The organism is Pseudomonas sp. PKS (genome assembly GCF_051913525.1).
Lineage (GTDB): Bacteria > Pseudomonadota > Gammaproteobacteria > Pseudomonadales > Pseudomonadaceae > Aquipseudomonas > Aquipseudomonas guariconensis_D.
Window position 1 is genome coordinate 54,850 of the sequence record NZ_JBEGDO010000020.1, and the last position, 19,663, is coordinate 74,512.

Genomic DNA, 19,663 nt, shown 5'->3' on the forward strand with positions numbered 1-19,663 from the left:
GTGGGTTAGAAACTGCTCTGGATCTTCAGGCCACCGATCAGGGCGGCGTCGACCTGCGACACACCGCCTGGATGGCGGATGTATTGCAGGTTGGGGCGGACGGTGAGCCAGTCGGCCAGGTGGATGCCGTAGTAGAGCTCGGCGCTGTACTCGGTGTCCTGGACGGGCAGGTAGCCAGGGTTGTCGTAGTCGTCCAGGCCGGCGGCCTGATTGATGAGGCGGGCGTTCTTGCGATAGCCGGGATTGACGTGCACGCGGGCGAGGGCGAAACCGATGTCGTCCTTGGCGCGGGCATCGAAGGGCCCTTTGTACACCACACCTGCCTGAACATAGTTGTCGATGGCATTGGTCTTCTTGTCGTGCATCGTGGCATTGGCGAACAGGCTCAGGCCGCGGGAGTGGTCCGAGGCCAGCGACGTCACTTGCTGCTGGGCACCGAGCCAGAAGCCATGCTTGCTCGAGCTGCTGCGATAGGCCTGGCCGCTCAAGGCCGCCAGCTGGCCGTTGCTGTCCTTCAGAACATCCTGTGCCTTGGCATTACTGTAGTAGTAGCCAGCGCGATATTCCCCTTCCAAGCCATTGACCCGGGGGCTCCACACCAGTTCGATCGGCATGACCGCGCCCTGGGTACCACTGCCGCTGAGCTTGAAGCCGTTGCCGGTTTCAAGGTTCGAAGGGTTCTGTTCGAAGACGCCGACCTGGGCGTACAGCGAGTCGTTGAGGTTGTAGCGAACGCGCAAAGCCCACTGGCTGACGGGCCAGTTGTACCAGATGCCCCCCACCCAGTTGCCCACCTGGGAGCCGCAGAAGGCGAGGTTCTGGAAGTCGCAGGGGAAGCTATTGAAGTCCTCGCCTTCGCCGAAACGGCCGAATTTCACGTCCAGGGCGCCATCGAAGTACTTCTGCTTGATCCACATCTGGGTCAGCCGCCAGGTCTGGCCGCGGCCCCAGACTTCCTGGGCCGAGGTAAAACCGCCGACCCGTGGGTCGTTGATCCGGTCGTTGCTGATGTTCTGGCCATGGCGCTCGGTGATCGCCAGCTTGAACTCGGCATCGTGCCAGCCAAGGACCTTTTCCAGATCAAGATGGCTGGCGAAGGTGAACTGGTCGCTGTAGCGCGCGGTACGGTCGTGGTCATAGCCGCCGTGCAGGTTGCTGCCCATCTCGCCGGTGTAGCCGAGGGTGAAGTCGTAGCCTTTTTCCAGCAATTCGGTGCGGGTGCCGCCCCAGTCGCCGAGCATCCAGGGGGAGTCGCTGGCGAACAGCTCATGGGCTGCGCTGGTGGACGACAACCCGCCCAGGACAGTGGCGAGGGCGAAGCTGGAAAAACGAGGTTTGGGCAGTTGGAGCATGAGATAGCGCTATCTTTTGATTATTGAAAAAACGGCAAGCGCATCGAAGGGCGGACCCTTCAATGGAGATGGCTGCAAAGTTAATGGGTGAAGCGTTTCAGCGTGCGGCGTGGAGGATATAGGGGAAGTTGTAAGAAAAAAAGACAAATTGTCGCAGCGGATTGTTGCTCAGGGAGTAATAGTTTGGGCTGATGGGCAGCTCTTTGCAGGCTTCGCCAGCTCCCACGTCACCGAGGGAACTGGCTTGTCCGGACACCGGAGCATCGAGATCGGGGTCCATGGCGCCGTCGAAAGGCTCAGAACGAGGTGCGCAACCCCACCTGCACGCTACGTCCAGGCGCTGGTGCTATGTCCCGCAGGATCGAGCTGGCATAGCGCACGGTCTGGTCGGTCAGGTTTTCCCCTCGCACGAATACCAACCAGTCGCTCTGACCGATGTCGAAGCGATAGCCCAGGCTGGCGCCGAGGGTGGTGTAGCCGTCGGTGCTGGTCTCGTTGGCGGGTTTGCGGTGCTGCGAGGCTGCATGCTGCACGTCGACCCGCGCTTGCCAGCGGTCCCGCTCCCAGAGCAAGCCGCTGTTCAGGCGCAGCGGCGCGATACGGGGCAGAGGCTCGCCGCTGTCAAGGTTCTTGGCGCGGGTGTAATCACCGGAGAGTTCCAGGGCGAAGCTGCCGTAGCGGTTTTCGGCCAACTGCCAGCGGTCTTGGGCTTCGATGCCATAGAAGCGGGCGCGCACGCCTTGGTACCGGTATTCGGGCAGCTCGCCGTGGTCGTGATCATCATGGTCGTGGTCATGACCTTCGCGCAGGTTGCCGGTGCCGATCAGGCCTATGTAGTTGCGAAAGTGGCTGTAGAACACTCCCATGCTGCCCTTGTGGGTGCCATTGTCGAAGCGCAGGGCCAGGTCGGTGGAAACGGCTTTTTCCTTGTTCAGGTTAGGGTCGCCCACTTCGAAGGCACCCGTGGCCACGTGTGCGCCGTTGGCGTACAACTCGTAGAACGTCGGGGCGCGCTCGGTGTAGGCGAGGCTCGCGGCCAGCGACCAGATTGGATCGAGCTGGTACACCGCGCCGGACGAAAGACTCGCGGCGGTGAAGCTGTTCGTGCTGTCGGCACTGGCGAAGGTGGCGTTGCCCTTGGCGTCCGGATCGATGCGGGTGTGTTCCAGGCGCGCGCCGAGACTCAGGTTCAAGCGCTCGCTGGTGTGCCATTGTTCGAGCATGAACAGCGCCAGGCTGTCGGTGTCGGTGTGGGGAACGAACGCTTCCTCGCCCAGGGCGGAGAATTCGTTGCGGCTGACTTGCGCGCCCAGCATGCCTTCGACCGGTCCAAGGGGCTGGTGGCGCGCTTCGATCCGCGCCTCGTAGCCTTTGTTCTTGAACGTGGTATGGACTTCGCCGCTTTCGATCTCGCGGTGCTGGTAATCGGTGTAGCCCGCGTCGACCTTGACCGAGCTGAATGGGCCTTCGAGGTCGCGCAGCTCGCTGGCAAAGCCATAGTGATCCTGCTGCATATCCAGGCGGACCCCGGGTTCTGCGACCGAGCCGTAGTTGCTGTCGTAGCGACTGTAAGAAAGGCCGGTGTAGCCGTGGTCCCAATGGTACGCACCGCCGATGGCGCCGCCGTCCTGGCGTCCGTCGCTGTTTTCCAGCCGATGACGGCTGCCGGGCTCGTCGCTTTCGCGCACCTTCGCGCTGCGGGCATAGCCTGGGATACGCAGGTCGTTGAACTGGCGGCTGTTGGCGTCCAGGTGCAAGGCGAAAGCACCATTGCCGGCCTCCAGCTTACCGGCGCTGCTGCGGGTGGTGTCGGCACCGCCGTAGCGCAGTTCGCCGGCGCCGTGGATCCCCTCGATGGGCGAGTCGGGAATGCGGTTGTCGAAGGTGTTGACCACACCGCCGATGGCATGGCCGCCATAGAGCAGGGCGGCCGGGCCGCGGACGATTTCGATGCGCTCGACGTTGACCGGATCCAGCGGGACGGCGTGGTCATAGGACAGCGACGATGCGTCCAGTGCGCCCACGCCGTTGCGCAGGATGCGGATCCGGTCGCCATCCAGGCCGCGGATCACCGGGCGACTAGCGCCGGGACCGAACCAGGTCGAAGCGACGCCGGGCTGTTTGTTGAGGGTCTCGCCCAGGCTGCCTTGCTGTTGATGCAGCAGATCGTCGCCTTGCAGCACGGTGTTGGGCGCGGCGAATTGGCGATTGCCCAAGGGGTTGGCGGTGATGACCTGGGGTTCCAGTTCCAAGGCCTGGCTGGGCATGGAGGCCAGCCAGAGGGCGGCGGCGAGCGGGGAGAGGTGCAGGGAGATGTGACGCATGGGGGGTGTGACGTTCCTTGGCAGAGAGCTTTATTGTTACAATATAACATCTCTATTGCAGCACAAGGATTCACGCTTTGGCCAGAGCATTTGTGCAAATGCAACTCGCAACGCCGAATCAGCGCCGCCTGTCACTACACTCGTGTAAGGTGCGCATCTTTACCCGCGGGAGCACAGGCATGAGCACGGCCCAACACAACGCGCTGCACGGCAAGACGCTGGAGCAGATCCTCACTGAGCTGGTGGCCCACTACCAATGGCAAGGCCTGGCCGAGCGCATCGACATTCGTTGCTTCAAGAGCAACCCGACCATCAAGTCGAGCCTGACCTTCCTGCGCAAGACGCCTTGGGCGCGGGAGAAGGTCGAACAGCTCTACGTGAAACTCCAGCGGGCAGGCTGAATGCCCAGGCATCCCTGGCTGACCCTTGCCGCGCTGCTTGGTTGGGCTGGCCTGACGATACAGGTCTACCTGGTATTGCTGGCGCGTTGGCAGGAGCAGGCCAGCCTGATCGGCGGTCTGGTGAATGTGTTTGGCTATTTCACGGTCTTGACCAATACCTTGGTCGCCACAGTGCTCAGCTATGCGGCGTTTGGCCGGACGTCGGGCGCGCGGCGATTCTTTCTGTCGCCCGGGGTGGGCTCCGGCATCACCGCCAGCATCGTGCTGGTAGCGCTGGCCTACAGCGTGCTACTGCGCCATCTGTGGCAACCCCAGGGCTGGCAATGGCTGGCGGACGAGTTGCTGCACGATGTGATGCCTGTACTGTGCCTGCTGTACTGGTGGCGCGTGGTGCCCAAGGGCAGCTTGCAACTATGGCACTTGGCGGCGTGGACCCTATACCCGGCCGTGTATTTTGCCTATGCATTGTGGCGGGGGCAGGAGATCGGCGTTTATGCCTACCCGTTCATCGATGTCGCGAGCCTGGGCTATGGGCAGGTGCTGCTCAATGCCTTGGGCGTGCTTGTGGGATTCTGGGCGATCGGGCTGGTGTTGATCGGGGTGGATCGCTGGCGGGGGCGTCGGTTGGCGCAGGCCTGTTGAGGCCGTGTCGGCCCGTTCGCAGGTAAACCCGCTCCCACAGGTACAGCGGTGTTCTCAATAGCACCGGAGAACCTGCGGAACCGGGTTTATCCGCGAACAGGACGCTACAGCGCAAGCCAGTTGTCCCTGCAACGCTTGAAGTGCAAAACATCATGCGTCATCGGCACTGCCGTCCTGGCGCCAGTAGGCCGCGGCTTTCAGCGCATCGTCCTTCACGCCTTTCTCCAGCAGCAACGCCTTGGCCTGGCGGGTCAGGGTCTTTTCCAGCGCGACCCAGGCGTACAGTGCACCGGGCGGTAGCGCCAACTGGTCGAGTATGGCCAGCAGGTCGTCCTGGTGACGACGTATCCAGATCACCTCCACCTGCGCCTTGCTCGGCAATGGCTGCTGCTCCTGCTCGTCTTCGATCTGGATCAGCGCCAGCACCTGGCGTCCGGCAGGCAATTCCTCGAGACGTCGACCGATGGCGGGGATCGCGGTCTCGTCGCCGATCAGCAGGTAGCTGTCGAAAATGTCCGGCACCACCATCGAGGCGCGTGGGCCGGCGATGTCCAGGGTTTGGCCCGGTGCAGCCTGCGCCGCCCAGGTGGACGCCGGGCCATCGCCGTGCAGGACGAAATCGATATCCAACTCATTGGCCACCAGATCGATGCGCCGGGGCGTGTACTCGCGCATGGTCGGACGAGCTCCTCCCTCGCGACCGAGATTGCGGGCGTCGATGGCCTGTTGCTCTTCGGGGGAGAGGGCGAACAGCAGCTTGATGTGATCATCGCTGCCCACGCTGGTGAAGCCTTGCAGTTCCGTTCCGCCCAAGGTGATGCGGCGCATGCGCGGGGTCAGGTCGGTGACCCGCAGCACCCGCAGGCGGCGTTGGCGGATCTCATGGTTGACGCGATGGATGGTGTCGCTCATGGGGTGTTCTCCGTAACAGCCTCGGTGGGGCCTGAGGCGATGGCTTTGGCGGTGTCGTTGAGCAAGGTGCGTACCCGCTCGATCTCCTCGAGCGTCCAGCGACCGCTGTGCATGTGCAGGGCGTGACGCAAGTTGCCGACCGCTTCGTGGATCTCGGGCGGGCGATCGTGCCCGCGCAGGGCGCGTTTGCTGACTTCGATGCGCATGCGCACGCCATCGAGCGCCACGGCCTGCTCGGCCAGGGCCTCACGCCCCGCTTCGGTGATGGCGTAGAGGCGCTTGCTGCCTTGGACCTGCCCGGTGATCAGCTCGGCTTCCTCGAGAAAGTTCAGGGTCGGGTAGATGACCCCCGGGCTTGGGGTGTAGCTGCCGTCGAACAGGCTTTCGATCTGGCGGATCAGGTCATAACCGTGACCGGGCTGCTCGGCCAGCATCGACAGCATCAGCAGTTTCAGATCGCCAGGGGCGAAGACCCGCGGGCCACGCTCGCCCCGAGCGGGGCGGCGTTCGAAGGGGTCGTGTGGGGCGTGGTCGCGCATGGAGAGTTGGCTCCGTGTGTTTCGATATATCGCAAGATATTACTCAAGATATATCTAAACACAAGCGCTAAAATGCGGATGATTCTTATCTGTGTCTTCGATGTGTCGCCGCATCACGGCGAATGCATCGCCACCTCCGGGGCCTTGCATTCGGTGGCGCTGCCGGGCTCCAGATACGGCATGAGAATCGGCGCCATCCCCTTGAGCACCTGGACCGGCAAGGCCGAAGTAAACGTGAACGCCTCGGCCGAACGCCCCGGGACGAAGGCGGTCAGGGTGCCGAAGTGGTTCTCGCCGAGGAAGAACACGAACGTGGCGGTACGGTTGAGCGAGCGCGAGCCGATCAGTCGGCCGCCAGCGCCGAAGCTTTCGATACGGTTGTCGCCGGTACCGGTCTTGCCGCCCATCACCAGCGACGTGCCGTCATGCAGCTTGAAGCTGCCGGAGATCCGCCGCGCGGTACCGGCATCCACCACTTGCGACATCGCACCCTTCAGGGCCCTGGCCACTTCCACCGGAAGAATCCGCTGGCCGCGGTCCGGGTCGCTGATCAGCTTGGTTTCGTAGGGGGTGTTGGCGGCAAAGTGCAGGGTGTCGATGCGCAAAGTCGGCAGGCGAACGCCGTCGTTCTGGATGATCCCGACCAGCTCGGAGAGTGCTGCGGGGCGATCGCCGGAACTGCCAATGGCGGTGGCCAGCGACGGCACCAGGTGATCGAACGGATAGCCCACGCGCTTCCAGCGCTGGTGGATATCCAGGAAGGCTTCGATCTCGACCATGGTGCGGATGCGGCTGTCGCGGGCGCCCTGGTGGCGGCTCTTGAACAGCCAGCTGTAGACCTCCTGGCGCTCGAAGCGGCTGGCGTTGACCATTTCGGTGAGCGAGGCGCTGGGGTTTTTCAGCAAATAGCCCAGCAGCCACAGGTCCAGCGGGTGGACCTTGGCGATATAGCCTTGGTCGGGCAGGTCGTACTTGCCGGGCCCGTAGGCTTCGTACATCTCCGCCAAGCGCCCGTCGGTGAGCTTGGCCAGGGCTTTCTTGTCATTGGTGCTGTGGGCGCGGACAAAGGCGTTGAACGTCTCCTGCCCGGCTTCCGGGAACAGGTAGCGGTGGACCGCGGCCAGGCGTTGCGGGGTGACACGCATGCTGTCTAGGAAGGTGTCCAGGCGTTGTTGGGAGGTCTTGCGCTGATACTTCTTCCAGAACCGCATCAGGTAATTGGTGCCTTCCTTGTCGGCAAAGCGTGCCAGGTACTCTTGGCGACGTGGGTCGGAGTCGTCCTTGAGCAATGGTTCGCGATTGAACGGCTGCTGGTAGGTGACGTAGCGCACCAGGTCACGCATCAGGCGAATGAACGGCAGGTTGATCGACTCGCGCAAAGCCTCCTTGAGGGTCGGGTTGCGGCTGTTGTCCTCCTTGCGGAAGTTGTTGAACACATGCATGCCGCCACCGGTGAAGAAGGCTTCGCCGGTATTGGCCGAATACTTGCGCTCCAGGGCTGCGTCGAGCATGGCATCCAGGCTCTGGTTCTTGGGGTTCTGCATCAGCCACTCGAGCGACCACTGGGTAATGCGATCCAGTTCGGCCACCGGGACCTTCTTGAGCTCCGCGGCTGGCTTGCCGGCGTACTTGTCGTGCAGCTCGGCGATGATTTCCAGATAGGTGGTCAGCACCCGCAGCTTGGCCGTGGAGCCCAGCTCCAGCTTGCTGCCTTCGTTGATGTCGAAGGGCTGGTCGGTGCTGTCGGTCTGCACCCGCACCCGCGAGCCGTCGGCGGTGCGCTCGAACAGGGTGAAGCTGTAGCGCACCTGGTCGGTGGTCTTGGTCGTGAGCAGGCGCTCGCCGATCAGGCCCATCTGGGCGGCGAACTCGGGGTCGGAAAGGTTCTTCAGGTACTGACTGACCTGCATCTGCAAGTCGGCCTGCAAGGTACTGGTGGCCGAGACGTCGAGGCGGTCGAGGTCGTATAGCGGCCGGTTGAGCATGGCGGCCAGACGGTTGCGCGCCAGGCTGATGCCTTTGTTGGTGATGATCGGCACGATGGTCGGCTGAGCCACCCAGTCGCGGTACACCGCCTTGCTGGCCAAGGCGGCATCGGCCAGGGGCCGGTCGATCACACCGTTGGCGGCGAGTACACGAATGTGCGCGTCGGTGAGCTCGGCCAGCTCCACCCGGCCCTTGGTCAGGTAATGGGAGGGCCGGCGCTGGGCGATCATCAGCGACAGTACCTGGCGCAAGGCCAGGCCGCGCGCTGCCATGGAGTCGGGGTCGGTGGTGGTGGCGGCCAGCGTCTGGTTGACCTGGTCGAAATCGGCGCCATACCAGACCCGCAGCCCTTCGGCCATGCCATGCACCTCACCGTGGCCCGGCACGGCCGACAGCGGCACGCTGTTGAGGTAGTCACGCACGATGCGCTCGCGCGCCACCGTGGTATCCGGCCCGCCCTGGTAGGCGCGCACGCTGGCGGAAATCATCTGGCGGATCTTCTCGGAGCCGGAGACGGTCAAGCCGTCGGGGGAGTGGCGATACTTTTCCAACTGCGTCGCCAAGGTACTGCCGCCAGCCGACTGGCCGGGCAGGGCAAGGTACTTGGCCACCTGGCTGTAGGCGGCCTTGGCGAAGCGCGGCCAGTCCACCGCCGGGTTGTTGCGCGGGTCCTGCGGGTCGAGCAGGTCACGGTTTTCGATGAACAGCAGGCTGTTGACGATGATCGGCGGGATCGAGGCGAAATCCGGGTACAGGTGCTGCGGGTAGTTGTAGTGGTACAGGTCCTGGCCGCGGCAGTCGGTAATCGACAGGCCGGCCTGGATCTTCTCCACGTAGGGAACGAAAAGGCCATGCTCGACATAGTTCATCAGCGCCGGCGAGAAGCGCACTTGCTGGCTGATCAGGTAGTCGCGCTTGAGCAGTCGGGGCAGGAACTCGCCCAGGGCGCTGTAGCCCAGACGCTTGTCGAAGGGACCGTCGCCCGGGTAGACGATCGCATCGCTCGGGCCAGGCTCCAGGGAGTAGGTGAGGGTGCCGGCCAAGCGGCTGAACTCCCTGGATTGCAGCTTGGAGGTGCGCATTTCGTCGTAGGCGGCAAAGCCGATGACGATGGCCGCCAGCAGCACGATGAGTACGATGAGCCGCCACCATAGCCGACGCTGGCGGGGAGTCTTTGGCAGTGGCGCTTCAGCCGGAGATGTTTCGGGTGCTTCCGTTCTGGTTGGTTCCGATTGCCACAGTGCGCCCATAGTCTTCAATCCGGCCAGGTACTTTTCGTCTTGCTTGTCTGAAGCTTAGACGTTAGGTGGGGTTGGTGAAAAAATTGTAAGAAGCCTCGCAAGCTGGAGTCGGAATATCCGCCTTTGGTGCAGCTTCCATTCTGCGGCAATGTTGCTATGGTAGCCGCCCCATTCTCTTCGAGAGGGGGGCGAGAGGGGTTTCTCTCTTCCGCGAAAGGGATTTTGATCGAGAATTCTCTCCAAATTTCCCTGTTTATATAGTGAAAAGCCCTGCGGGCGGATTCCTATACTGCTCGACCCCTTCGTCTGCCGGATTTCGGTAGACAGGCGGGCCCACAAGGCTCGCTTGGCAAGACGACGCCACGCCCATCGGCATGGCCGGCGCTGCACGAAGGTCATATCCAATAACAAAATGAGGTTGTATTGCTATGCCAGTCGGCAACCACCCTGCCCATGGTGAGACCGCCCAGGGCGGCCCACTCAAGCGCGAGCTGGGCGAACGGCACATCCGTCTGATGGCGCTGGGCGCCTGTATCGGTGTAGGCCTGTTCCTCGGTTCAGCCAAGGCCATCGAAATGGCCGGTCCTGCGATCATGCTTTCCTACATCATCGGTGGCCTGGCCATCCTGGTGATCATGCGCGCGCTCGGCGAAATGGCCGTTCACAACCCTGTCGCCGGCTCCTTCAGCCGCTATGCCCAGGATTACCTCGGTCCACTGGCGGGCTTCTTGACCGGCTGGAACTACTGGTTCCTGTGGCTGGTGACCTGCGTGGCGGAAATCACGGCCGTGGCCATCTACATGGGCATCTGGTTCCCTGACGTACCCCGCTGGATCTGGGCCCTGGCAGCACTGGGCAGCATGGGGGCGATCAACCTGATCGCGGTCAAGGCGTTCGGCGAGTTCGAGTTCTGGTTCGCCCTGATCAAGATCGTCACGATCATTGCCATGGTCCTGGGCGGCATCGGCATCATCGCCTTCGGTTTCGGCAACGATGGCGTGGCAATGGGCATCTCCAACCTGTGGAGCAACGGCGGCTTCATGCCCAACGGTGTGACCGGTGTGCTGATGTCGCTGCAGATGGTCATGTTCGCCTACCTGGGCGTCGAGATGATCGGCCTGACTGCCGGTGAAGCACGCAACCCGCAAAAGACCATTCCCCAGGCCATCGGCTCGGTGTTCTGGCGCATCCTGCTGTTCTATGTGGGCGCGCTGTTCGTGATCTTGTCGATCTACCCGTGGAACGAAATCGGCAGCCAAGGCAGCCCGTTCGTGATGACCTTCGAGCGTCTGGGCATCAAGACTGCCGCTGGCATCATCAACTTCGTGGTGATCACCGCGGCGCTGTCCTCCTGCAACGGCGGCATCTTCAGTACCGGGCGCATGCTTTACAGCCTGGCGCAGAATGGCCAGGCCCCGGCGGCCTTCGCCCGTACCTCCAAGAGCGGCGTGCCGCGCAATGCGCTGCTGCTGTCGATCGGCGCGCTGCTGCTGGGCGTGCTGGCCAACTACCTGGTGCCTGAGAAGGTATTCGTCTGGGTGACCTCGATCGCCACCTTCGGTGCGATCTGGACCTGGGTGATGATCCTGCTTGCCCAGCTCAAGTTCCGCGCCGGCCTTTCCACCGCTGAGCGTCAGGGCCTGAAGTACCGCATGTGGCTGTGGCCGCTGAGCTCCTACCTGGCTTTGGCCTTCCTGGTGCTGGTGGTCGGCCTGATGGCCTACTTCGAGGACACTCGCGTGGCCCTGTACATCGGCCCGGCGTTCCTGGTGCTGCTGACAGTGCTGTACTACGCGTTCCGCCTGGCGCCGAAAGAGACGCAGGGCGTGGCGAGTACCGCCTCCTGACGAACGAAGCCCCGGCCAGCGCCGGGGCTTTGTTTTTTTGGGGCACTTGTACTCCCCATCAATGGCCTGTGGAGCTGACCGCCGCCATGCGGCTGGCTGGCAATCGCGCGCGCCGCTGGCGGCGAAGCAGGCCTTCTGCCAATACCATCAGGCTCACACCCAGCAGTGCTAGATCTTTGATCAGAAAGCTGCCGGCGCGGTTGAGCCAGGGGAAACCACCTGACGCGACCTCCCAGATCGGCACGGCAAGCATGATCGACAGTGTCGTGGCGAAGGTGAGCGCGCAAAGCCCTCCACCGGCAATGGCGGCTTTGGTCGACCATCGGCTGGCTAAGACCAGCAGGGCGGCCAATATCTCCACCACCCCCAGCAAGTAGGATGTCCCCGCCTCGCCAAACACGGCATACAACCAGCTCAGCCAAGGTGTCTGGCTGATGAGCGGTTTGAGGGCTTGTATTTCGATCGATGTGAATTTGAGCAGGCCGATCATCAACATCGGCGTGACAACGCCCAGCACGGCGATCTGCCTGGCGAGTGCCAGCAGACACTGAGGCCTGGACAGCGAGCAGGTTTCTGGAAAGTTTGGATTGTTGGTCGACGACATGATGTGCACTCCTGATTGAGAGGCATCGAGCATGTCGGCCATCGATTAACGACTGTTTAATGGGTGGGTAGGAGGCGGCTCGGCGCACTGTAGGACCTTGCTCTAAATCAACCGATGTGCCTGGCCCGGCGCAGGCACATCGGATGGGGACAGCGTCAGGCGGCAACCTCGGTGTGCGGCTCGAAACTGTCCGCCCGGGCCATCTGCCACATGCGCGAATAGAACTGCCCGTTCACCTCGCCGGTGAGCAATTCGCCCGGCTTGAGGAACACATGCATTTGCGAGAACAGTTTGATTTCGGTGGCGGAAATACGCCGTACCAGGTGCTTGGCCTCCAGTTGCGCCGGATGCTCCAGGCCTGCCGCAGCCAGCATTTCGGCCAACGCGCGCAGTGTGTTGTGGTGGAAGTTGAGCACCCGCTGGGCTTTGTCCGGCACCACCAGGGCGCGCTGACGCAGGGCGTCCTGGGTGGCCACACCAGTGGGGCATTTGTTGGTGTGGCAGCTCTGGGACTGGATGCAACCGATGGCGAACATGAAACCGCGGGCTGCGTTGGCCCAGTCGGCGCCGATGGCCAGCACGCTGGCGATGTCGAAGGCGCTGACGATCTTGCCGCTGGCGCCGAGCTTGATCTTGTCGCGCAGGTTCAATCCCACCAACGTGTTGTGCACGAACAGCAAGCCTTCGCGCAGCGGCACGCCAATGTGGTCGGTGAACTCCACAGGCGCAGCACCTGTGCCGCCTTCCTTGCCGTCGACGACGATGAAGTCCGGCAGGATGCCGGTCTCGAGCATGGCCTTGGCGATGCCCATGAACTCCCAGGGGTGGCCCAGGCAGAACTTGAAGCCCACCGGCTTGCCGCCGGACAGCTCACGTAGGCGGGCGATGAACTGCATCATCTCGATGGGCGTGGAAAAGGCGCTGTGACGTGACGGCGAGATGCAGTCCTCGCCCATCAGCACGCCGCGGGTCGCGGCGATCTCTTCGGTGACCTTGTGCTTGGGCAGGATACCGCCATGGCCGGGCTTGGCGCCCTGGCTCATCTTGATCTCGATCATGCGCACCTGCGGGTTGCGCGCCTGCTCGGCGAAGCGCTCGGGGTCGAAGCGCCCGTCCGGGGTGCGGCAGCCGAAATAGCCCGAGCCCAGCTCCCAGACCAGGTCACCGCCATTCTCGCGGTGGTAAGGGCTGATGCTGCCTTCGCCGGTGTCGTGGGCGAAGTTGCCCAGCTTGGCGCCCTGGTTCAGGGCGCGGATGGCGTTGGCGCTGAGCGAGCCGAAGCTCATGGCCGAGATATTGAAGATGGAGGCCGAGTACGGCTGGCTGCACTGCGGGCCACCGACCACCACGCGAAAGCTCGACGGGTCCGCCAAGGGCGCCGGGCGCATGGAATGGCCGATGAATTCGAAGCCCGATTCATAGACGTCGATCAGCGTACCGAAGGGTTTGTCGGACGCTTCGTTCTTGGCCCGGGCGTAGACCAGCGAGCGCTGGGCCCGGGAAAACGGCAGGGCATCGCTGTCGGCTTCCAGCAGGTACTGGCGGATTTCTGGGCGAATGGCTTCGACCAGGTAGCGGATGTTGCCAAGGATCGGGTAGTTGCGCCGCACCGCGTGGCGCTGCTGCAGCAGGTCGAACAGGCCGATCAGGCTGAGCACGCCGGTGGTCAGGGTGAATGGCCACAGCCATTCATGGTGCAGGAAGGGCAGGCTGGCCAGGGTGAACAGCACACAGGCGGTGAAGAAGGCATAGCGACTGAGAAGTGACAGGCTCATACGGGGTCCTTGCGATGGCTCGGTCAGGCTCAGGGGCCTGGGTCAAACCTCGACCATAGCCCCATTGCGTGACGTATTGCCAGTCGATGGCCCGCTGTACACATGAAAGATTGATCATGCCCAGGGACCGCTGCACGGCCCATCGCAGGCTTGGCCAGTTCCCACAAGGCTTTGTGGCATGCAATCGGTAGGAGCCTGCGAAATGGTGCGAAGCGGCTTCAGGGCCTGTCGCGCAACAACTGCTGTCGCCAGCTCTCCTGCTCGGTCGCCGGCGCTTCCAGCAGGCACTCATAACGCCCCGCCACCCGAGTCGCCACCGGCACGCCATCGCAATATAGCAGCCGATTGCCACCCACCGCGGCCACCTTGTTCCCTGGCAGCAACGTTCCCAGCAGGTTCAGCGGGTCACAGGCGCTGACCATCACCCGCTCGCCTTGTGGCGTGTGCTTTCGTACCTGGCGCAGCAAACCGACCGCCTCGAGCAGGGCGAATTGCTCTCCGGCCAGCCCGGCGATGAAGCGCCCACCGCGGATCTCCCCGCGTGCCTCCAGGCGGTGATAGCAACGCAGCAAATCACGCCAGGGCGGTAGCACGTCGCTTTCGCGCTCCAGCAATCGCCAACAGATCACCCCGTATCGGCGCAGCAGCGTACGGGCGATGTGTTCCAGGCGTCGCTCTGGTTCCTGCGTCTGGCTGCTTCGGCGCAGCAGTGCCCAGCGCCCGGCGTGGGCCATGCTGCTCGAGAGCGGCGGATGGCCGCGGCGATTGTTACGCGAACTGCGCTTGGCAGCGGGTGTGATCAGGCTGCGCAGGCCGGTGAAGCTGTCCGCACTGACCAGGCCCGCGCCCACCAATTGCTGCAGGGCTGTTTCCAGTTCGCTGGGTAGCAGATGCGCTTCTTGAGCCAGCTCATCGAAGAACAATGCACCTTGCTCCTGCAGTGCCAGATACACACGCTGGGCCCTGGGGCTGAGTGCGTCGGGCGCCGGAGCGGGGGCCAGGCTGCGCCAGAGGCCCAGGTGCTCACGGGGCAACAGCACCAGCGGTGTGCTCGACAGCGTGCTGGCGGAGACGGTCGATGCCAGTCGGCTCCAGGCCCACTGGCCGCTGCGGCAGGCATCGTCTAGCCAGTGCGGGCTGTAGTCCTTGATGCGGGCAGGCAGCAGCTCCGCCTCCCAGGCCCCGGCCGCACTCGGAAAGCCTTGCAGTTGATCGAGCACCAAGCTCACTGCCTGCGGGCCCTGTACGCGCTCGCCGGTGGTCACGTGCTGCCAGTCGAACAGAAAGCGCATGAAGTCCTGCAGGGTGACCGGCTCGATCTCCCGGCGCAGGCGCTTGACCGTGTAGCGATGGATACGCGCCAGCAGATGCCGCTCGCACCACTGCTGGGTGTGCTGGCCAGGGCTGAAGTGCCCCCGTAGCACGTAGCCTTCGACCTCCAGGCGGGCCAGGGCCTGTTCGATATCACTGCTGGGCAGGCCCAGGGGCGCGGCGATCTGCGCCACGGTCAACGGGCCGAAACCGCTCAGACGCGAGCGCAGCAGTTCGGTCAGCGCGGTGTCTGGCTCGACAGCCTGGTCGAAGCCTGGCAGAAGCGTGAGCCCAGGCGTCAAGTGGGCCTGGGGATAACACGCCTGCAACAGGTTCTGGCGTTCGCGGGCCAGCCACAGAATATGCTCGCCGGTGTGCAGCCGGCAGGCGCGACCGGCATCGGCCAATTGCCCAAGTAGGGCAGCCCACGATGCGTTGGCCTGCACCTCGGCCTGGCTGACGGCACCCAGGCTCATCAAGGTTTCGTGCATTTCGTCGGCATTGTTCGGTTGCGGCCAGGCTTCGGCCTGTACGGCGGCGATGGCGTCGATGTCCAGTGCGCCCAGATCGTCGCTGCCCTGGACTTCGTTCCAGCGGCGGTTGAGCACCGCCTGGGTGCGGCGCTCTTCCAGAGGCGCATCGTCCAGGAAGGTGTAGGGCCGGGCATTGAGGATGGCCGAGGCCAGCGGCGATGGCGCGGGCAGGTCGCGGGCAAGCAGGCGTATCTGGCCGCTTTCCATGCGCCGCAGCAGGGCCAGCCAACCCTCGCTGTCCATGGCTTCGTGCAGGCAGTCGTCCAGGGTCTGCTCGACCAGTGGGTGGTCGGGGATCTGCCGCTCACCCGCGATGTTCTCAAGGCACGCAATCTGGTCGGGGAACACGGCGGCGATCAGGTCTTCGCTTTTCATCCGCTGGATCTGCGGCGCCACCTTGCGCCCACCGACATAGCGCGGCAAGGCCAGGGCCACGCCAGCGTTCCAGCGCCAGCGCACGCCGAACAGCGGCGCGTCGAGCAAGGCCTGGATCAGGATCGGCTCGGCGCTGGCGCTGGATAGATACCGCCAGACATCGTCCAGCGCGAAGCTATGGCTGGTCGACAGCGACAGCACGATGGCGTCCTCGCTGGCCGCGGCCTGCAGTTCGAAGTTGAACGTGCGGCAGAAACGCTTGCGCAGGGCCAGGCCCCATGCCCGGTTGATACGGCTGCCGTAGGGCGAATGGATGATCAGTTGGGTGCCGCCGGACTCGTCGAAGAAACGCTCCATCACCAGGGTTTGCTGGGAGGGCAGGGCGCCAAACACCTGCCAGGTGCGGCCCAGGTAGTCGAGCAGTTGGCTGGCGCAGGCTTCGTCCAGCGCGAAGGCGTCCTGGAGCCAGGCCAGCACCGGGGCGAAGTCGCCGGCGCTGGCCTGCAGGCGTTCATCGATTCGCGCCTGCAGACGGGCAACGGCGGCGGACAGCTCATCGCTGCGCCCCGGTGCTTCACCGAGCCAGAATGGAATGGTCGGGGGCAGGCCGTGGGCGTCTTCGACCCGCACCCGACCAGGCTCGACCCGTAAGATGCGATAGGACGCGTTGCCCAGCTGGAAGATGTCGCCGGCGATGCTTTCCACCGCGAAGTCTTCGTTGACGCTGCCGATGTTCAGCGACTGCGGCTCGAGCAACACCGCGTAGTCGGCGGTGTCCGGAATGGTCCCGCCACTGGTCAGGGCGGTCAGCTGGCTGCCCCGGCGTCCGCGCAAGGTGGCGCTGACCGCATCGCGGTGCAGGTAGGCACTGCGTATGCCCTGGCGTCCGTTGTAGCCCTCGGCGAGCATGCGCAGCAGGGCCTGGTAGTGGTCCGGGTCCAGGGCGCTGTAGGGCGTCGCCTGGCGCAGGCAGTCGTACAGCGCCAGTTCCGGCCAGGGCTGGTTGGCCACTTCGGCGACGATCTGCTGGGCGAGCACGTCCAGCGGCGCCTTGGGAATGTGCAGCTCGTCGAGCTCCCCGTGATGGATGCTGTCGAGCAAGGCCACGCATTCGATCAGGTCGTCTCGCGAGGTCGGGAACAGCCGCCCCTTGGGCACCCCTTCCACCTGGTGGCCGGAGCGCCCGACCCGTTGCAGGAAGGCTGAAATCGAGCCGGGCGAGGCGATCTGGCACACCAGCTCAACCTCGCCGATGTCGATGCCCAGCTCCAGCGAGGCGGTGGCCACCAGCACCTGCAGCTCGCCCGCCTTCAGACGCTGCTCGGCGGCGAGGCGGTATTCCTTGGCCAGGCTACCGTGGTGCGCGGCCACGGCAGTCTGGCCCAGGCGTTCGCCCAGGTGACGGGTCAAGCGTTCGGCCAGGCGCCGGGTGTTGACGAAGACCAGGGTGGTGCGGTGTTCGCGGGCGAGCGTGGCGATGCGGTCATAGACCAGGTCCCACACATCGGTGGCCATCACCGCCCCCAGCGGCACCGGTGGTACTTCGATGGCCAGGTCGCGGCGGCGCGCATGGCCGACGTCGACGATGGCGCAGGGGCGCTGGTGACCGACCAGGAACTGCGCCACCCGCTCCACTGGGCGCTGCGTAGCGGACAGGCCGATGCGCCGCAGGGGGCGTCCACACAGTGCTTGCAGGCGCTCCAGGGTCAGGGCCAGGTGGCAGCCGCGCTTGTTGCCGGCCAACGCGTGGATCTCGTCGACGATGACCGTGTGCACGCTGGCCAGGCCTTCGCGGCCAGAGGCCGAGCCCAGCAGCACGTAGAGCGACTCGGGGGTGGTCACCAGGATGTGCGGCGCCTGCTTGCGCATGGCGGCGCGTTCCTTTTGCGGAGTATCGCCGGTACGCACCTGGGTGGTGATGCGTGGCGCTTGCAGGCCTTGGGCCAGGAGCGCCTGGCTGATGCCCGCCAGCGGTACCTCCAGGTTGAGGCGGATGTCGTTGGACAGCGCCTTGAGTGGCGATACATAGACCACCTGGGTCTGAGCGGGTAGTTCCCCGCCCTGAGCAAGGCCTTGGCAAAACAGTTCATTGAGCACGGCAAGGAAGGCGCTCAACGTCTTGCCCGAGCCGGTAGGGGCGGCGAGCAGCATCGACTGGCCGCCGTGGATCAGCGGCCAGGCCCTAGCCTGGGCGTCGGTCACGGTGGCGAAGTGTTGCCGGAACCAGGTGCCGACGGCGGGGTGGAACAGGTCGAGCACCGGATGGTGCTGGGCGGGAAGGTTCATGTGTCGTTTATGGCGGGTGAGGCGGCCATTGGCAAGGGGCCGTTCGTCATGAACTTTGCCTCCTACCTTTCGCGGGTAAACCCGCGAAGGGCACGACGCGGTCCCTTGTCCGTACCCAGCCGCCGTGTGATCCTTGCTGCCTTTTTACCGGTAAGCGAGCCCCCATGTCCCAGACCATCCGCATAGCCGCCGCCCTGCTGATCGACCCGCAAGGTCGTACCCTGCTCGTGCGCAAGCACGGCACCCAGGCCTTCATGCAGCCCGGTGGCAAGATCGATGCCGGTGAGTCGCCCCAAGCGGCGCTGGTGCGTGAGCTGCATGAGGAGCTGGGGCTGCGGCTGGACCCTGCACAAGCGGTCTATCTGGGCCAGTTCAGCGCCCCAGCCGCCAACGAGCCAGGCTTTGAAGTCCAGGCCGAGCTGTTTCGGGTCGACAGCGCCGAGGACGTCGCGCCGGCGGCAGAGATCGAAGAAGTGGTCTGGCTGGCCGCTGACCAGGCCACGGACCTTGAGCTGGCGCCCCTGACCCGCGACCTGATCCTGCCGCTCTACCGCCAGACGGTCAGCGCACTGCGCTGACACCATCGAGGGTGGAGAAGGACGTGTCCTTGGCCGTCAGCAGGAAGTCGCGCATATAAGGCGCATCGAGCATGTCGGTGCGCACCGCCGCGTGCAGTGTGGCGAACAGGCCCTTCTCACCCAGGCGTTTGCCTTTCACATAGCCGCGCGAGCTGTATTCGTGCAGTGCCCAGTGCGGGATTCCGCACACACCACGGCCACTGGCCACCAACTGCATCATCATCACCGTCAGCTCTGAGGTGCGCACCGCGGCGGGCTCGATGTCGGCCGGTTCCAGGAAGCGGGTGAAGATGTCCAGGCGATCGCGCTCCACGGGATAGGTGATCAAGGTCTGGTCGAGCAGGTCCTGGGGCACGATGTAGGGTTTATTGGCCAGAGGATGCTGGTTGGCAACCGCGAGCATGGCCTCGTAGGTGAACAACGGCACGTAGGTGATCCCCGGCAGGTCCACAGGGTCGGAGGTCACCACCAGGTCCAGGTCGCCACGGGCCAAGGCCGGCAGCGGGGCGAAGGCAAAGCCCGAGGCCAGGTCCAGCTCCACTTCCGGCCAGGCGTCGCGGAACTGGTCGATGGTCGGCATCAGCCATTGAAAACAGCTGTGGCACTCGATGGCCATGTGCAAGCGGCCCGCGGTACCCCCGGCCAGGCGCGCGATGTCACGTTCGGCGCCGCGCAGCAGGGGCAGGGTGGCATCGGCCAGTTGCAGCAGGCGAAGGCCCGCGCTGGTGAAGCGGATCGGCTTGGTCTTGCGCACGAACAGTGCCATTCCCAAGCGTTCTTCCAGTTCCTTGAATTGGTGCGACAGGGCCGACTGGGTCAGGTGCAGGCGTTCGGCGGCCTCAACCAGGCTGTCGGCTTCGCGCAGGGCATGAAGGGTTTTCAGGTGGCGGATTTCCAGCACGTCGGCTCCGAGTGTATTCATGGGGTTCAACAACGAGTGCTGTTGAGTTTCCCTCA

The 19,663-nt window shown here is 64.2% G+C and carries 14 protein-coding genes; 4 read left to right on the forward strand and 10 right to left on the reverse strand.

Features of this window, described 5'->3' with window-relative positions:
- Positions 1-5 precede the first annotated feature (5 nt).
- The 3 genes from ABOA88_RS18575 to ABOA88_RS18585 all read right to left on the reverse strand — a co-directional run bounded on the left by ABOA88_RS18575 (position 6) and on the right by ABOA88_RS18585 (position 3,676).
- Entirely contained in the window at positions 6-1,352 is a 1,347-nt protein-coding gene (locus tag ABOA88_RS18575) for a carbohydrate porin (RefSeq protein WP_196170022.1), read from the reverse strand.
- Positions 1,353-1,449: 97 nt separating this feature from the next.
- Positions 1,450-1,632 carry a hypothetical protein gene (locus ABOA88_RS18580; RefSeq protein WP_196170023.1) on the reverse strand — a complete coding sequence of 61 codons (183 nt, stop codon included), beginning with the start codon at positions 1,630-1,632 and terminating at the stop codon, positions 1,450-1,452.
- A 16-nt stretch (positions 1,633-1,648) separates the two neighbouring features.
- Positions 1,649-3,676 (reverse strand): TonB-dependent receptor, encoded by a 2,028-nt coding sequence (locus tag ABOA88_RS18585; protein WP_367851945.1) that lies wholly within the window; start codon positions 3,674-3,676, stop codon positions 1,649-1,651.
- 179 nt (positions 3,677-3,855) lie between these two features.
- On the opposite strand from ABOA88_RS18585, the gene ABOA88_RS18590 reads away from it, so the two are divergent.
- Positions 3,856-4,077, forward strand: a complete 222-nt coding sequence (locus tag ABOA88_RS18590) for a VF530 family DNA-binding protein (protein ID WP_043206489.1) — start codon at positions 3,856-3,858, stop codon at positions 4,075-4,077.
- Complete coding sequence (locus tag ABOA88_RS18595) at positions 4,078-4,719, forward strand: Pr6Pr family membrane protein (RefSeq protein WP_196170025.1); 642 nt, start codon at positions 4,078-4,080, stop codon at positions 4,717-4,719. It abuts the gene before it with no gap.
- Between the two features lie 150 nt (positions 4,720-4,869).
- On the opposite strand, the gene ABOA88_RS18600 is transcribed toward ABOA88_RS18595, so the two are convergent.
- From ABOA88_RS18600 to ABOA88_RS18610, 3 genes are all read right to left on the reverse strand, one after another.
- A complete protein-coding gene (locus ABOA88_RS18600; RefSeq protein WP_196170026.1) occupies positions 4,870-5,631 on the reverse strand; it encodes a siderophore-interacting protein in 762 nt (253 codons plus the stop codon).
- Positions 5,628-6,170, reverse strand: coding sequence for a PadR family transcriptional regulator (locus ABOA88_RS18605; protein WP_196170027.1), 543 nt, complete (start codon positions 6,168-6,170; stop codon positions 5,628-5,630). The genes ABOA88_RS18600 and ABOA88_RS18605 overlap by 4 nt, the downstream gene beginning before the upstream one ends.
- A gap of 113 nt (positions 6,171-6,283) precedes the next feature.
- Positions 6,284-9,406 carry a transglycosylase domain-containing protein gene (locus ABOA88_RS18610; protein WP_367851944.1) on the reverse strand — a complete coding sequence of 1,041 codons (3,123 nt, stop codon included), beginning with the start codon at positions 9,404-9,406 and terminating at the stop codon, positions 6,284-6,286.
- Between the two features lie 419 nt (positions 9,407-9,825).
- On the opposite strand from ABOA88_RS18610, the gene ABOA88_RS18615 reads away from it, so the two are divergent.
- Positions 9,826-11,244: an amino acid permease gene (locus ABOA88_RS18615; protein ID WP_196170029.1), complete on the forward strand. Its 1,419-nt coding sequence runs from the start codon at positions 9,826-9,828 to the stop codon at positions 11,242-11,244.
- Between the two features lie 58 nt (positions 11,245-11,302).
- Here ABOA88_RS18615 and ABOA88_RS18620 read toward each other — a convergent pair whose 3' ends face one another.
- From ABOA88_RS18620 to ABOA88_RS18630, 3 genes are all read right to left on the reverse strand, one after another.
- Positions 11,303-11,848: a DUF417 family protein gene (locus tag ABOA88_RS18620; protein WP_196170030.1), complete on the reverse strand. Its 546-nt coding sequence runs from the start codon at positions 11,846-11,848 to the stop codon at positions 11,303-11,305.
- Between the two features lie 155 nt (positions 11,849-12,003).
- Complete coding sequence (locus ABOA88_RS18625; protein ID WP_196170031.1) at positions 12,004-13,623, reverse strand: FMN-binding glutamate synthase family protein; 1,620 nt, start codon at positions 13,621-13,623, stop codon at positions 12,004-12,006.
- A 218-nt stretch (positions 13,624-13,841) separates the two neighbouring features.
- Positions 13,842-18,128 carry a DNA glycosylase AlkZ-like family protein gene (locus ABOA88_RS18630; RefSeq protein WP_367851943.1) on the reverse strand — a complete coding sequence of 1,429 codons (4,287 nt, stop codon included), beginning with the start codon at positions 18,126-18,128 and terminating at the stop codon, positions 13,842-13,844.
- 164 nt (positions 18,129-18,292) lie between these two features.
- Between ABOA88_RS18630 and ABOA88_RS18635 the strand changes: the two genes are divergently transcribed.
- Entirely contained in the window at positions 18,293-18,706 is a 414-nt protein-coding gene (locus ABOA88_RS18635; RefSeq protein WP_367851942.1) for an NUDIX hydrolase, read from the forward strand.
- On the opposite strand, the gene metR is transcribed toward ABOA88_RS18635, so the two are convergent.
- The gene (gene metR / locus ABOA88_RS18640) at positions 18,690-19,607 is read right to left on the reverse strand and encodes a transcriptional regulator MetR (RefSeq protein ID WP_043206532.1); all 918 of its coding nucleotides are present in this window, start codon (positions 19,605-19,607) and stop codon (positions 18,690-18,692) included. The genes ABOA88_RS18635 and metR overlap by 17 nt on opposite strands.
- Between the last annotated feature and the right edge of the window lie 56 nt (positions 19,608-19,663).

Coding starts and splice junctions, on each gene's coding strand:
- ABOA88_RS18575 (WP_196170022.1), bottom strand. CDS start 1,352: ATGCTCCAACTGCCCAAACCTCGTTTTTCCAGCTTCGCCCTCGCCACT.
- ABOA88_RS18580 (WP_196170023.1), bottom strand. CDS start 1,632: ATGGACCCCGATCTCGATGCTCCGGTGTCCGGACAAGCCAGTTCCCTC.
- ABOA88_RS18585 (WP_367851945.1), bottom strand. CDS start 3,676: ATGCGTCACATCTCCCTGCACCTCTCCCCGCTCGCCGCCGCCCTCTGG.
- ABOA88_RS18590 (WP_043206489.1), top strand. CDS start 3,856: ATGAGCACGGCCCAACACAACGCGCTGCACGGCAAGACGCTGGAGCAG.
- ABOA88_RS18595 (WP_196170025.1), top strand. CDS start 4,078: ATGCCCAGGCATCCCTGGCTGACCCTTGCCGCGCTGCTTGGTTGGGCT.
- ABOA88_RS18600 (WP_196170026.1), bottom strand. CDS start 5,631: ATGAGCGACACCATCCATCGCGTCAACCATGAGATCCGCCAACGCCGC.
- ABOA88_RS18605 (WP_196170027.1), bottom strand. CDS start 6,170: ATGCGCGACCACGCCCCACACGACCCCTTCGAACGCCGCCCCGCTCGG.
- ABOA88_RS18610 (WP_367851944.1), bottom strand. CDS start 9,406: ATGGGCGCACTGTGGCAATCGGAACCAACCAGAACGGAAGCACCCGAA.
- ABOA88_RS18615 (WP_196170029.1), top strand. CDS start 9,826: ATGCCAGTCGGCAACCACCCTGCCCATGGTGAGACCGCCCAGGGCGGC.
- ABOA88_RS18620 (WP_196170030.1), bottom strand. CDS start 11,848: ATGTCGTCGACCAACAATCCAAACTTTCCAGAAACCTGCTCGCTGTCC.
- ABOA88_RS18625 (WP_196170031.1), bottom strand. CDS start 13,623: ATGAGCCTGTCACTTCTCAGTCGCTATGCCTTCTTCACCGCCTGTGTG.
- ABOA88_RS18630 (WP_367851943.1), bottom strand. CDS start 18,128: ATGAACCTTCCCGCCCAGCACCATCCGGTGCTCGACCTGTTCCACCCC.
- ABOA88_RS18635 (WP_367851942.1), top strand. CDS start 18,293: ATGTCCCAGACCATCCGCATAGCCGCCGCCCTGCTGATCGACCCGCAA.